The sequence below is a fragment of the Actinosynnema sp. NPDC002837 genome, from assembly GCF_040295345.1.
Lineage (GTDB): Bacteria > Actinomycetota > Actinomycetes > Mycobacteriales > Pseudonocardiaceae > Actinosynnema.
The window spans coordinates 161673-174071 of record NZ_JBEOVG010000004.1 but is presented as its reverse complement, the minus strand read 5'-3'; the positions used below and the strand labels follow the sequence as shown (position 1 = coordinate 174071).

13 protein-coding genes are annotated in these 12399 nt (G+C 70.8%); 8 read left to right on the top strand and 5 right to left on the bottom strand.

What is annotated here, in order from left to right; genetic code table 11:
- Nucleotides 1–24 precede the first annotated feature (24 nt).
- Nucleotides 25–672 (bottom strand): GNAT family N-acetyltransferase, encoded by a 648-nt coding sequence (locus tag ABTZ99_RS04880; RefSeq protein WP_498781585.1) that lies wholly within the window; start codon nucleotides 670–672, stop codon nucleotides 25–27.
- A 55-nt stretch (nucleotides 673–727) separates the two neighbouring features.
- On the opposite strand from ABTZ99_RS04880, the gene ABTZ99_RS04875 reads away from it, so the two are divergent.
- Nucleotides 728–1696, top strand: a complete 969-nt coding sequence (locus ABTZ99_RS04875) for an NAD(P)H-quinone oxidoreductase (RefSeq protein ID WP_499608173.1) — start codon at nucleotides 728–730, stop codon at nucleotides 1694–1696.
- A gap of 653 nt (nucleotides 1697–2349) precedes the next feature.
- Here the strand turns inward: ABTZ99_RS04875 and ABTZ99_RS04870 are convergent.
- Together ABTZ99_RS04870 and ABTZ99_RS04865 are read right to left on the bottom strand one after the other, a co-directional pair.
- Nucleotides 2350–3009 (bottom strand): class I SAM-dependent methyltransferase, encoded by a 660-nt coding sequence (locus tag ABTZ99_RS04870; protein ID WP_498771062.1) that lies wholly within the window; start codon nucleotides 3007–3009, stop codon nucleotides 2350–2352.
- Nucleotides 3006–4205, bottom strand: coding sequence for a cysteine desulfurase-like protein (locus ABTZ99_RS04865; protein WP_498771064.1), 1200 nt, complete (start codon nucleotides 4203–4205; stop codon nucleotides 3006–3008). The genes ABTZ99_RS04870 and ABTZ99_RS04865 overlap by 4 nt, the downstream gene beginning before the upstream one ends.
- A 113-nt stretch (nucleotides 4206–4318) precedes the next feature.
- On the opposite strand from ABTZ99_RS04865, the gene ABTZ99_RS04860 reads away from it, so the two are divergent.
- From ABTZ99_RS04860 to ABTZ99_RS04835, 6 genes are all read left to right on the top strand, one after another.
- Nucleotides 4319–4870 carry a bacterial proteasome activator family protein gene (locus ABTZ99_RS04860; RefSeq protein WP_498771066.1) on the top strand — a complete coding sequence of 184 codons (552 nt, stop codon included), beginning with the start codon at nucleotides 4319–4321 and terminating at the stop codon, nucleotides 4868–4870.
- A 93-nt stretch (nucleotides 4871–4963) separates the two neighbouring features.
- Nucleotides 4964–5815, top strand: coding sequence for a class I SAM-dependent methyltransferase (locus ABTZ99_RS04855; protein ID WP_499608170.1), 852 nt, complete (start codon nucleotides 4964–4966; stop codon nucleotides 5813–5815).
- Between the two features lie 59 nt (nucleotides 5816–5874).
- A complete protein-coding gene (gene wzm / locus ABTZ99_RS04850; protein ID WP_498771070.1) occupies nucleotides 5875–6798 on the top strand; it encodes a galactan export ABC transporter permease subunit Wzm/RfbD in 924 nt (307 codons plus the stop codon).
- A gap of 19 nt (nucleotides 6799–6817) precedes the next feature.
- A complete protein-coding gene (wzt, locus tag ABTZ99_RS04845; protein WP_230569343.1) occupies nucleotides 6818–7633 on the top strand; it encodes a galactan export ABC transporter ATP-binding subunit Wzt/RfbE in 816 nt (271 codons plus the stop codon).
- A 9-nt stretch (nucleotides 7634–7642) separates the two neighbouring features.
- Nucleotides 7643–8539, top strand: a complete 897-nt coding sequence (gene glfT1 / locus ABTZ99_RS04840) for a galactofuranosyltransferase GlfT1 (RefSeq protein ID WP_498771073.1) — start codon at nucleotides 7643–7645, stop codon at nucleotides 8537–8539.
- A gap of 80 nt (nucleotides 8540–8619) precedes the next feature.
- Nucleotides 8620–8832 carry a hypothetical protein gene (locus tag ABTZ99_RS04835; protein ID WP_230569345.1) on the top strand — a complete coding sequence of 71 codons (213 nt, stop codon included), beginning with the start codon at nucleotides 8620–8622 and terminating at the stop codon, nucleotides 8830–8832.
- A 54-nt stretch (nucleotides 8833–8886) separates the two neighbouring features.
- Here ABTZ99_RS04835 and ABTZ99_RS04830 read toward each other — a convergent pair whose 3' ends face one another.
- On the bottom strand, nucleotides 8887–9825 hold the full coding sequence (locus ABTZ99_RS04830) for an NADP-dependent oxidoreductase (protein ID WP_499608166.1): 939 nt from the start codon (nucleotides 9823–9825) through the stop codon (nucleotides 8887–8889).
- A 112-nt stretch (nucleotides 9826–9937) separates the two neighbouring features.
- Between ABTZ99_RS04830 and ABTZ99_RS04825 the strand changes: the two genes are divergently transcribed.
- On the top strand, nucleotides 9938–10459 hold the full coding sequence (locus ABTZ99_RS04825; protein ID WP_499608163.1) for a MarR family winged helix-turn-helix transcriptional regulator: 522 nt from the start codon (nucleotides 9938–9940) through the stop codon (nucleotides 10457–10459).
- Nucleotides 10460–10529: 70 nt separating this feature from the next.
- Here ABTZ99_RS04825 and ABTZ99_RS04820 read toward each other — a convergent pair whose 3' ends face one another.
- Nucleotides 10530–12386, bottom strand: a complete 1857-nt coding sequence (locus tag ABTZ99_RS04820) for a glycosyltransferase (protein WP_499608161.1) — start codon at nucleotides 12384–12386, stop codon at nucleotides 10530–10532.
- Nucleotides 12387–12399 lie beyond the last annotated feature (13 nt).

Genomic DNA, 12399 nt, shown 5'->3' with positions numbered 1-12399 from the left:
AGCCGCCGCGACGAGCGCAATCCGTCACTCGGTGGGTTCGCAGCCCGTGAGCAGGGGCAAGCACGGCGTGACGCCGGTCACCGCCAGGGCCCAGTCGGGTCGCCGGAACGTGCCCGGGGTGACCAGCAGGCGGGTCTGCCGCGCCGGTTCGCCGCGCCTGACCTGGGCGAACGTGCCGTCCGGCCGGTAGCCGAGCCGGCGGCTCACACCGTGCGAGGCGAGGTTGTCGTCGAACGCGCTCGACCGCGCCGCCACCGCGCCGAGGTGGTCGAACGCGAACGCCAGCACGGCGGCGCGCATCTCCGTGCCGATGCCGCGCCCTTGGTGCCGCAGCCCGACCCACGAGCCGCTGGTGACCTCGCGCAGGACCGGGAAGTCGTCGGCGCCGAGCGACTGCTGGCCGACCACGCGGCCGTCCAGGCGCACGATGAAGTTCACCGTCCACCGCTGCGGCGAGAGCGTGGAGCGCACGTGCCAGTAGTGCTGGAGGGTGTTGATGCCGAGCCGCTCGCGCGGGGCGTCGGTCCACGCCACGCCGAACGGCATCCGGTCGGGCGGGTGGACGCCGTCGAGGGCCAGGTCGACGAGCTCGGTCAGGCTCTCGTCGTCGTCGGGGCGCAGTTCGAGGCGCGGGGTGCGCAGCACCAGGTCGTGCAACGGCCAGTGGTCCATGCCGGTCGATGGTGGCGACCGCGCGTCCGGCGTGCGACCGGATTACCGTCGGGCCATGCGCGCGATCACCATTCGTGAACCAGGCGGTCCGGACGTGCTGGATTGGGCGGAGGTTCGTGATCCCGCACCGGGGCCCGGCGAGGTGCTGCTGGACGTGGCCGCGACCGCGGTGAACCGGGCCGACCTGCTGCAACGCCAGGGCCACTACCCGCCGCCGGAGGGCACGTCGGACGTGCTGGGGCTGGAGTGCTCGGGCACGGTCGCGGCGCTCGGCGACGGCGTCACGGGCTGGCGGGTCGGTGACGAGGTGTGCGCGCTGCTGGCCGGTGGTGGCTACGCGGAGCGGGTCGTCGTCCCGGCCGCCCAGCTCCTGCCGCTGCCGGCGGGCGTCGACTTGGTGACGGCGGCGTCGCTGCCGGAGGTGGCGTGCACGGTGTGGTCGAACGTGGTGATGGTCGCCGGTCTGCGCGGCGGTGAGACGTTCCTCGTGCACGGTGGCGCGGGTGGCATCGGCACGCACGCCATCCAGGTCGCCAAGGCGCTCGGCGCGCGCGTGGCCGTCACGGCGGGGTCGGCGGAGCGGTTGCGGCGGTGCGCCGAGCTGGGCGCGGACGTCCTGGTGGACTACCGCGAGCAGGACTTCGTGGCCGAGGTCGGTCGGGCGGACGTGGTGCTGGACAACATGGGCGCGGCCTACCTGGGCCGCAACGTGGACGTCCTCGCGCCGGACGGCCGGCTGGTGATCATCGGGATGCAGGGCGGGGTGAAGGGCGAGCTGAACATCGGCAAGCTGCTGTCCAAGCGGGGCAGCGTGACCGCGACGGGCCTGCGGTTCCGGCCCGTGGACGGGCCGAGCGGGAAGGGTCGCGTCGTGGCCGAGGTGCGGGAGCACTTGTGGCCGCTGATCGCGTCCGGCCAGGTCAAGCCCGTCGTGCACGACGTGCTGCCGATCGCCCGTGCCGCCGACGCCCACCGGGCTTTGGAGGGCGGTGCGGTATTCGGCAAGCTGGTGCTGACCGTCTGATACCTGATTCGTCCTACCCGTCTGATCCGTCTGAGCGCGAATGCTCCAAAAGATTAAAAGCGTCCTCGCCGGACGGGCAGATCAGCAGGATGACCCCTGGTTTGGCGGTCCTGTTCCGGGTCCGTCGTTGGTCCGGGCTCCGTGTCATCCCACCGACCTCCCTCCGGGCTACCACACGTATCAAGGGGGCGGACATCAGTGAACGACCGGGCAAAGGACGCACAGCCCCCTTGACACGCGCGGTAGGGCAAAGCCAGGTCGGCGGGATGACACGAACCCCTCGTTTGGGAAAGCGAAAGCCGACACCCAACCCATAGTCACACGGCCCACGCCGCCCGCGCCGGGTCCGCCGCTCCCGTCCGCTGACCGGTTCTTCTCTCAAAGGAGGGCTTCGTGTCATCCCGCCGACCTGGCAGAGCCCTACCGCACGGGTCAAGGGGGCACATCCCCACCCAACAGGAACAATGGGCCGGAACCGCCCCCTTGACGCGTGTGGTAGCCCGGAGGGAGGTCGGTGGGATGACACGAAACCCGGACCCACAACGGACCCGGCGCAGAACCACCGAACGGGCCGTCATCCTGCTGATCTGCCCGTCCGGCGAGGACATGCTTTTAAGGCTTTTAATCTTTCACCACTTCTCGCCGCCGCAACTTCAGTCCAACGCCGTCGCCGTAGCCAAGAAAGTCCGAGGCGTCGTCCGGAACCGCAGCGCGAACTCCTCGGCCCACCGCACCAGCACGGTCTGCTCGCCGGGGCGTTCGGCGTCGTCCACCAGGACCGCCGCGCCGGGCGCGAGCACGCCGCGCAGCACGGGCAGCGCCGGGTAGCGCGCGTCACCCAGCAGCGGGCCGTCCACCAGCAGCAGGTCGACCAGGCCGTAGCGCTCCACGTACGCCGACACCTCGTCGTGCACGAGCTGCGGGTGGTACCACTGGGCGTTGCCGAGCGCCGCCGGGTGCGGGGTGAGCGGGGCGTGGACGACGCGCGCCACGTGGCCGAGGCCTTCCCGGCGCAGCTGGCTGGCCACGAACGCCGCCGTCCGCTCGTCGTGCTCCACCGACAGCAGGTGCCCGAACCCGCGCCGCGCGAGCAGCCGGGCCAGCACCACCGACGACGCGCCGCACCCGCACTCCACCAGCACGGTCCGCGACCCGAGCAGCACCTCGTCCACCACGGCCGCGAGCGCGGCGGGCCGCAGTTCGTGCGCCGTGGTGGGCAGGTACTCCGACATCAGGGGCGCCAGCCGGTGCAGTGCGGCGAGGTCGGCGAGCTCCCGTGACAGCAGGTCGTCCACCCAGCCCCCCGGTCTCACGCCAGCTCGGCGACCGCCCGCACGAGCTCGTCCACTTCCACCGCGTTCGTGTAGTGCGCCAGGCCGACGCGGATCGCCCCGCCGACCTCGCCGACGCCCAGCACCGAGAACACGCCGTGCTGCCCCGAGTCGGCGAACGCGCACACGCCGCGCTCGGACAGGTGCTCGACGCCGTCGGTCGCCTTCACGCCGGCCACCGTGAACGCCAGCGCGGGCACCCGCCGCATGGCGTCGCCGATCACCATGACGTGACGGAGCGATCGCAGTTCGTTGATGAGATTAGCCAGAAGTCCGGCTTGGTACGCCTTCACCGAGCTCAACGACGTGAGCACGCGCTCGCGTCGCGGGCCCACCGCGGCGTCGTCCAGACCGGCCAGGTACTCGACGGACGCGACCAGACCGGCCAGCAGCGGGTAGGCGTGCGGGCCCAGTTCCAGGCGTTCGGGACCCCGCGCGCCCGGCTCGACGGCGACCGACGGCAGCAGGTCGAGCATCGCCGGGTCGCGGAACACCAGCGCGCCGACCGGCGGCCCGCCCCAGTTGTTCGCCGACACCGCCACCACGTCGGCGTCCATCGACGTGATGTCGAGCGGCACGAACGGCGCGGCCGAGGAGGCGTCCACCACGACCAGCGCGTCGGTGCGGCGGGCGGCCTCGGCGATCTTGCGCAGGTCCGGGCGGGTGCCGACGGAGCCGGACGCGGCCGTCACGGCGACCAGCTTGCACTTGGGCGTGACCAGGTCGTCGTACTGCCAGGCAGGCAGCTCGCACGTCTCGATGTCGACCTCGGCCCACCGCACCACGCTGCCGGTGCGCTGCGCGGCCCGCTGCCACGGCGCGATGTTGCCCGGGTGATCCAGCCGCGACACCACGACCTCGTCGCCGAGGAACCAGCCCTCCGACAGCGCGTCGGCCAGCCGTTGCAGCAGCACGGCGGAGCTCGGCCCGAGCACGACGCCCGCCGGGTCGGCGCCCACGAGGTCGGCCACCGCGCGCCTGGCCGCGTCGACGATCGCCTCGGCGCGTTGCGAGGCGGGGAAGATGCCACCCGGCCCGGAGACGGGTGCGCGCAGCGCGGTGGAGACGGCCGTGGCCACCTGTTCGGGTACTTGCATCCCCGCAGGAGCGTCCAGATGAACCCAGCCGTCGCCGAGCGCGGGGAACAGCCCACGGACCCGGGCGACGTCGAACGCCATGCCGCACACCGTACGGAGGACGTCGGCGGGAGCGACAGCAGGGGCCGGGGGTTTGCCACCCGATCTGTGACCCGGTTCGGCGTCCGCCATCCGATCGGGCCAGGATGGGACGCATGAGCGAGGCACCCCGAGATGATCAGCTGGAGAACGAGCGGCACGTGGTCGTGGTCGGCCCGGACGGCACGCCGGTGGGGACCGCGCGGGTGCCGTCCGGCGACGACGCGGGCGGTCAGGACGTGACCGACCTGGTCGAGCAGCCGGCGAAGGTCATGCGCATCGGCACGATGATCAAGCAGCTGCTGGAGGAGGTGCGCGCGGCTCCGCTCGACGAGGCCAGCCGCAACCGCCTCAAGGAGATCCACAAGCGGTCCATCGACGAGCTGGAGGACGGCCTCGCGCCGGAGCTGCGCGACGAGCTGGAGCGGCTTTCCCTGCCGTTCACCGAGGAGGGCACCCCGTCCGACGCGGAGCTCCGGATCGCCCAGGCGCAGCTCGTGGGCTGGTTGGAGGGCCTGTTCCACGGCATCCAGACGGCCCTGTTCGCCCAGCAGATGGCAGCCCGCGTCCAGTTGGAGCAGATGCGCGGCCGCGCCCTGCCCGCCGGGTCGGGCGCCGCCGATCACGAGGGCGGTCCGCACATCCGGGGCACTGGTCAGTACTTGTAACGTTCCGGTGCGGCGTTGAGGTCGCGGGGCTGGACAACGGGCACCGCGCTGCCCGACCGTGTTCACCGCCACACCCGCGAGAGGAGCCGACAGGTGCTCGACAAAGTCCGGCACAGCCCGATCGTCGAAGAGGTCCGCAAGCGCGTGCGCGGCAAGATCCTGCGGGTCATCGACGACGCGGTCCGCCCCTACCACCGCGAGCAGGCCGAGCGGATCGCCCGGCTCCAGGACCAGGTGGAGGAGCTGCGCAGACAGGCGGACCGCGCGGTCGACGCGACGATCCAGTACGAGATCAGGGCCCGGCGCGACCTGGTGTTCGCCGGTGAGCAGGAAGCGGCCAAGGAGAGCGCCCGGTTCATCCGGGAGCACCTGCCCACCGCGCCGCACTTCGGCCACCCGCACACCACGCTCGAGCACGCCCTCGGCCTGGTCTCGGCCGAGGGCATGGCGCTGGAGTTCGGCGTCTACACCGGCGGCACGCTGAAGCTGATCGCCACCGCGTTCGACGGCCGCGACGTGTACGGCTTCGACTCGTTCGAGGGCCTGCCCGAGGACTGGCGCAACGGCTTCCCGGCCGGCCTGTTCGGCATGGACGGCCTGCCCGACGTGGACGGCGCGGAGCTGGTCGTCGGCTGGTTCGACGACACCCTGCCCGGCTTCCTCGAGGAGCACGCCGGCCCGGTGTCGTTCCTGCACGTCGACTGCGACCTGTACTCGTCGACCAGGACCGTGCTGGACCTCGTCGGCCCCCGGCTGGTGCCCGGCAGCGTGATCGTCTTCGACGAGTACTTCAACTACCCGGGCTGGCGGGACCACGAGCACAAGGCGTGGACCGAGTACGTCGCGCGCACCGGGATCGAGTTCGACTACTGCGGGTACACGTACGATCACGAACAGGTGATCATGAAGGTGACCGGGGTGCCGGGGGCTCCGCAGCAGGGGTGACCGCACCGTGACAGCCCGGCGACAGGGTCACCACCCCGTCGCCGGTAGTCTCCTTACTCGTGCAACCCACCAGTACGGTCGAGCGACCCCCCGCTCCCCTGGCACCCAACTCGCGCACCTTCGCGCGCGCGTTCGGCGACGTGCGCGACGCCTGGCGGCAGCGGGAGCTGTGGGGCCACCTGGGGTGGCAGGACATCAAGCAGCGGTACCGCCGGTCGGTCATCGGCCCGCTGTGGATCACGATCTCCATGGGCACGACGGCGCTCGCGCTCGGCCTGCTCTACTCCCAGCTGTTCAACCAGGAGCTGGGCACGTTCCTGCCGTACGTCACGGCGGGGTTCATCATCTGGCACTTCGTCCTCGGCGTGGTCACCGAGGGCACCGAGGTCTTCATCGCCAACGAGGGCCTGATCAAGCACCTGCCCGCGCCCATCACGGTGCACGTGCTGCGCATGGTGTGGCGCCAGACGCTGTTCCTCTTCCACAACCTGGTCGTGTACCTGGTCGTCGTCGCGATCTTCTTCCCGACGCTGACCGAGAGCTACCAGATGGAAGGCGACAAGGTCGTCCAGCCCGGCCTGTCGTGGACGGTGCTGCTGGCCATCCCCGGCCTCGCCCTCGTCGTGGTCAACGCGGTGTGGGTCGCGCTGCTGTTCGGCATCATCAGCACCCGCTTCCGCGACATCCCGCCGGTGATCAGCAGCTTCATCAACCTGATCTTCTTCATGACGCCGATCGTGTGGCACGTCGGCGTGCTCAACAAGGTCACCAACGCCGAAGCGGGCGACGACGGCGGGTGGCGCATGCTGATCGCCGAGCTGAACCCCATCTACCACTACGTGGAGATCGTCCGCGCCCCCATGCTCGGCCACGTGCAGGACTGGCACCACTGGGTGGTCGTCGGCGCGTTCACCGTCGTGGGCTGGGGACTGGCGCTGATCGCGATGCGGAACTACCGTGCCCGCGTCTCCTACTGGGTCTGAGTGAGGCCGCAAACACATCATGGTCAGCATCGACGTCTGGAACGCCTCGGTCGACTTCCCGATCTTCGACGCCAAGTCGAGGTCGCTGAAGAAGCTCGCGCTGGGCAAGGTCGGCGGCAAGATCGGCTCCGAGGGCCGCGTCCCGATCATCGAAGCCCTGCACGACATCAACATCTCGCTGCGCCACGGTGACCGGGTGGGCCTCGTCGGCCACAACGGCGCCGGCAAGTCGACGCTGCTGCGGCTGCTCGCGGGCATCTACGAGCCCACGCGGGGCAGCTCGCGCGTCGTCGGCAAGGTCGCGCCCGTGTTCGACCTCGGCGTCGGCATGGACCCGGAGATCTCCGGGTACGAGAACATCATGATCCGCGGTCTGTTCCTCGGCATGAGCCGCAAGGAGATGGAGAAGCGGGTCGACGACATCACCGAGTTCACCGAGCTCGGCGACTACCTGCAGATGCCGCTGCGCACCTACTCGACGGGCATGCGGGTGCGGCTGGCGCTGGGCATCGTGACGTCGATCGACCCGGAGATCCTGATCCTGGACGAGGGCATCGGCGCCGTCGACGCGGCGTTCATGGCCAAGGCGCGGGACCGGATGAACGACCTGGTGAAGCGGTCGGGCATCCTGGTGTTCGCGAACCACTCCGACGACTTCCTCGCCGAGTTCTGCACCACGGCGATCTGGATGGACGAAGGCAGTGTCAAGATGCAGGGGTCGCTGCGGGACGTGCTCACCTCCTACAAGGGACGTGACCCGTTCGAGAACATGGCCCCGGAGACGCTGGAGCGGATCGGTCAGCCGCGGGTGCTGAGCGGGAACGGTGGCGAGTAGGTGAGCGTCGTGGGCGCACTGCCGGAGGGCTCCGTCGTCGGTGTCGTGGTGACCCGGCACCGGCGCGAGCTGCTGGCCGACTCGTTGAAGGTGCTGGCGTCGCAGACCCGGCCGCTCGACCACCTGGTGGTCGTCGACAACGGGCCCGACCAGCCGGTGGACGACCTGGTCGCGCAGTGCCCGATCCCGACCACCTACCTGGCCTCGCACCGCAACCTGGGCGGCGCGGGCGGGTTCGCGCTGGGGATGCTGCACGCGCTGTCGCTGGGCGCGGACTGGCTGTGGCTCGCCGACGACGACGGGCGGCCCGCCGACGAGACCGTGCTCGCCGTGCTGCTGGAGGAGGCCCGGCGGCGCAAGCTGGCCGCGATCTCCCCGGTGGTGACGAACATCGAGCGGCCGGAGAAGCTCGCGTTCCCGCTGCGGCGCGGGTTGACGTGGAAGCGGCACGCGGCCGAGCTGGGCACCGACTTCCTGCCGGGCATCGCGTCGCTGTTCAACGGGGCGCTGTTCAAGGCGTCCACGGTGGACGTCATCGGCGTGCCGGACTACCGGCTGTTCTTCCGGGGCGACGAGGTGGAGATCCACCGGCGGCTGGTGCGCACCGGCCTGCCGTTCGGCACGTCGCTGAAGGTCGCCTACCTGCACCCCGACGGGTCGGACGAGTTCAAGCCGATGCTCGGCGGCCGGTTCCACGCGCAGGACCCCGAGAACGAGGTCAAGCGCTACTACACCTACCGGAACCGGGGTTACCTGCTGGCGCAGCCCGGTATGCGGAAGCTGGGGCTGCTGGAGGCGTTCCGGTTCGGGCTGTACTTCATCGGCGTGCGCCGCGACCCGAAGGCGTTCCTGGAGTGGTTGAAGCTCGTGCGCCTGGGCCAGCGGGAGCGCTTCTTCCGCAAGTGAGAGCCCGGTTCAGCTCGGCGCGGAATCGCTGACGGCGAACCCGTCTTGCCTGGTCAGGTGGCCGGTGGTGGGGTGGCGCCATGACTTCTGAAGCGCGTAAGACGGCACTGGTCCTGCACTTGGCCGCGAACCCGAACCCGATCTCGATCAAAGTTTCCGCGGAGACCGCCGAGGATCTCGGGTCGAGGTTGATCCAGGTCGTGCGCAACGGCCACACCCAGTCCATCCGGACCGCCGACGACAAGGAGTTCGTGGTCAACTTCAGCCACGTCGTAGCCGCGCACTTCGAGTAGTCGCCGCCAGGCCCCGCCGACGAGGCTCGGGGCATGACGGCGACCTCCGGATCGTCAGGCGGCGGGCGGGACGGCCACGACCTTGCCGCGAACCTCCCCCGCGGCGGCCTGCCGGTGGATCGCGGGCAGCTCGCTCAGCGGCACGCGCCGGGCGATCTCGACGTGGAGCTCACCGCGGTCGACGAGGTCGACGAGGCCCGAGAGCACGTCCGCGTCAGGGTGGACGAAGATCGTGGCCGCGCGCACGTTCCGCTCCTCGTCACCGGGCGTCGGGACGGTCGGTGTCGTGGAGACGACCACTCCGCCGTCGCGGACCAGTACGACCAGGGCCGTGAACCCGTCGGGGGTGATCGGGGCCAGGTTGAGCAGCACGTCGACGGGTTCGGCCACCGCGTCGAGCACCGAGGTGGCCGTGTGGTCGATGATCTCGTCCGCGCCGGCCGCCTTGACGGCCTCGCTGCTGCGCGGGCTCGCGGTGGCGATGACGTAGGCACCCGCGCGCTTGGCCAACTGCACCGCGTACCCGCCCACGGGGCCGCCGGCACCGTTGATCAGCACGCGCTGGCCGGCCGTGAGCCCGCCTGCCTCGAAGAGCGCCTGCGAGGCGGTGAGCCCGACCGACGGCAGCCCCGCGGCGTCCGCCGGCGGGATGGTGGCGGGAGCCTTCACCAGCACCTCTGCGGGGGCGACGACGTACTCCGCGGCCGAGCCGTCGGCGGTCATGGGGATGAGCCCGATGACGTCCTCGCCCACGGCGAAACCTTCCACGCCGTCGCCGAGCGCGTCGATCCTGCCGGAGACGTCGTACCCCGGAACGTGCGGCAGCGTGACCGGGATCGGCAGGAAGCCCTCGCGGATGCCGCCGTCGGCCGGGTTGTAGGCCGACCCCGCGACCCGGATGCGGACCTGGCCCGCGCCGGGGACCGGCTGGTCGACGTCTTCGTAGCGCAGGACTTCCGGGCCGCCCGTTTCGTGGAACCGCACTGCCTTCATGATGTCGACCCTCCGGTGATGTGCTTCGAAGTCGAAGCAACTGGAACGACCGTAACACTGCTTCGATTTCGAAGCAAGTGCTTCGAGTTGGAAGCACTGATAGGCTCGACCCATGACCGCCCCGCCGCCCCGCCTGGACGCCACGCAGCTGGGCGCGTACTTCGCCCTCATCGAGGCGAGCAGCCTGCTGAAGCACGCCGTCGAGCAGCAGTTGCGGGATGCCGGCGATCTCAGCTACGTGCAGTTCCAGCTCCTGGCCACGCTCGGCGACTCACCGACGGGCAGTCGGCGGATGACCGATCTGGCCGACGGTGTCGTCTACAGCCGCAGCGGACTGACCTATCAGGCGCAGACGCTGGAGAAGCGGGGCCTCGTGACCCGGACGCCGTCCGCCGATGACGAGCGCAGCGTCACCGTCACCATCACCGAGGAAGGACGTGCTGTGCTCGCGGGGATCTTCCCCGGTCACGTCGCCGTCCTCGACGACCTGCTGTTCGCCCCGCTGTCCCGCTCCGACGTCGAGGCGCTCGCCGATGTCCTGGCCCGCGCGCGCGACCACATGCGTCGGACGCCGCCGCGGTCGGCGGAACCGCGGCGGCGCAAGAAGACGACTGGAACCGATCAAGCTCCGTAGCGCGCCGCGCTCGCCTCGACCACCCTGATCGACGACAGCGCGCCCGACCCGACCGCGTGCGGGAGTGCGGTCAGCGGTTCTCGAACGCCTTGCGCCACTGCTCGGCCGAGGTCAGCTCCGGCAGGGCGTCGCGATACAGGCGGCGCAGCCGCGGCCACTCCCTGCCCAGACGCCGGTAGTTGCGGGCGGCACGCGCCATCAGGGTGCGGAACTGGTCGGGGTCGCGCTTGTAGAACGCGACGCCGGTGCCGTCCGCGGTGGACACCGTAGCGCTGTCCAGGTTGCCGAGCAGGAACCAGCGGGCGTTCAGCGCGGGCACGTTGAGCTGCGGGCGGTCGCCGGCGGACGCCTGGGGCGGGCGCAGGTTGTGCAGGACGGACTTGGCCGCGCGCACCGCGATGGTCGCCTTGCCCTTGGACGGCCTCAGCAACGCCTCGGCCCGCACCATGTCGAACGTGGGCGGCGGGAACTCGCGGGCCGACTCCAGCCGTCGGGCGTCGCTGTACTCCTCGCGCATCGCGCGCACCATCGGCAGCGCCGTGCGCAGCGAGTCGAACAGGCCGGCCGGACCGTCCAGGAAGTCCTCGATCGCCTTCTGCTGCAACGCCACGGTGGAGTACTCCATGGACAGCAGGTGCCGCAGCGACAGCTTCAACCCGTGCTTCACGATCCCCGACCGCACGTCGTACGGGCTGTGCAAGGCGGCCAGCACCAAGCGGTTGCGGGTGTGGAAGTAGGCCTGCCAGTCGGTCGAGTCGTTCTTGTCCGTCCACGGCATGTGCCACACCGCCGAACCCGGCAGCGACACCGTCGGGTAGCCGTGCTCCAGCGCCCGCAACGAGTACTCGGCGTCGTCCCACTTGATGAACAGCGGCAGCGGGTAGCCGGTCCGCTCCACCACCTCGCGCGGGAACAGGCACATCCACCAGCCGTTGTAGGTGGCGTCGACCCTGGGGTGCAGCTCGGGCGTCTCGCGCAGCGACGAGGTGGCGAAGTCGTGGTCGGTGACCGCGCCCGGCGCGGCCCGCCAGAAGCACGTGCCGAGGTCGACGATCTCCGCCGTGCTGTGGAGCCGGGTCCTGGCCTGCAGGTTCAGCATGTGGCTGCCGACGATGACCGGCGACGCCGCCGCGCGCGCGAACGCGTTGGACCGCAGCACGGCCTCCGGCTCCAGCCGGATGTCGTCGTCCATCAGCATGATCTGGTCGGCGTCGGTGTGCTCGACCGCCTCGAACATGCCCCGGGTGAACCCGCCCGCGCCGCCGAGGTTGTCCTGCTCGATGACCTCCAGCCGGCCGCCGAGCCCGGCCTCCGCCTCCGCGAAGCCCGCCACCGAGCGCACCTTCACCGCGCCCTGGTCGGCCACGAACACGTTGCTCACGACGTCGAGCACGGCCGGGTCGCTGCCCAGCGCCCGCAACGCCTCCACCGCGTCGTGCGGGCGCATGGTGGTGATGCTGACCGCGACCTTCTTCGCCGGCAACGGCGACCGCACGGCCCACTCGGCGTCCTGGATCTCCAGCGACGCCTCGTGCGTGAACGCGTCGAACCAGATCAGCCCGCCGTCCTCGAACGGCCGCAGCGACACCGGGAACTCCAGCGACGTCCAGTCCGCCGCGTCCCGCACGAACGAGCCTTCGAGGTGCACGACGTCGCCGCTGGGCTTGGACCGGTACACGTCGATCCGGCCGGAGCCGCGCACGCGCATCCGCAGCACGACCTCGTCGACGACCGTCCACCGCTTCCAGTAGCTGGCCGGGAACGCGTTGAAGTACGTCGCGAACGACACCTTGGCGTGCTCGGGCACGGTCAGCCCGCGCCGTGAGTCGACCTGGCAGTGCACGTTCTCCGGCTCGTCCAGGTACATCGGCCGGACGTCGAGCGGGTCGTCGTCCCTCGGCAGGATGATCCGGTGCACTGCGTCCACTGAAGGTCCCCCG

Excerpts from the sequence above, each read along its gene's own strand:
- ABTZ99_RS04880 (WP_498781585.1), bottom strand. The coding sequence starts at position 672 with ATGGACCACTGGCCGTTGCACGACCTGGTGCTGCGCACCCCGCGCCTC.
- ABTZ99_RS04875 (WP_499608173.1), top strand. The coding sequence starts at position 728 with ATGCGCGCGATCACCATTCGTGAACCAGGCGGTCCGGACGTGCTGGAT.
- ABTZ99_RS04865 (WP_498771064.1), bottom strand. The coding sequence starts at position 4,205 with ATGGCGTTCGACGTCGCCCGGGTCCGTGGGCTGTTCCCCGCGCTCGGC.
- ABTZ99_RS04860 (WP_498771066.1), top strand. The coding sequence starts at position 4,319 with ATGAGCGAGGCACCCCGAGATGATCAGCTGGAGAACGAGCGGCACGTG.
- wzt (WP_230569343.1), top strand. The coding sequence starts at position 6,818 with ATGGTCAGCATCGACGTCTGGAACGCCTCGGTCGACTTCCCGATCTTC.
- ABTZ99_RS04835 (WP_230569345.1), top strand. The coding sequence starts at position 8,620 with ATGACTTCTGAAGCGCGTAAGACGGCACTGGTCCTGCACTTGGCCGCG.
- ABTZ99_RS04830 (WP_499608166.1), bottom strand. The coding sequence starts at position 9,825 with ATGAAGGCAGTGCGGTTCCACGAAACGGGCGGCCCGGAAGTCCTGCGC.
- ABTZ99_RS04825 (WP_499608163.1), top strand. The coding sequence starts at position 9,938 with ATGACCGCCCCGCCGCCCCGCCTGGACGCCACGCAGCTGGGCGCGTAC.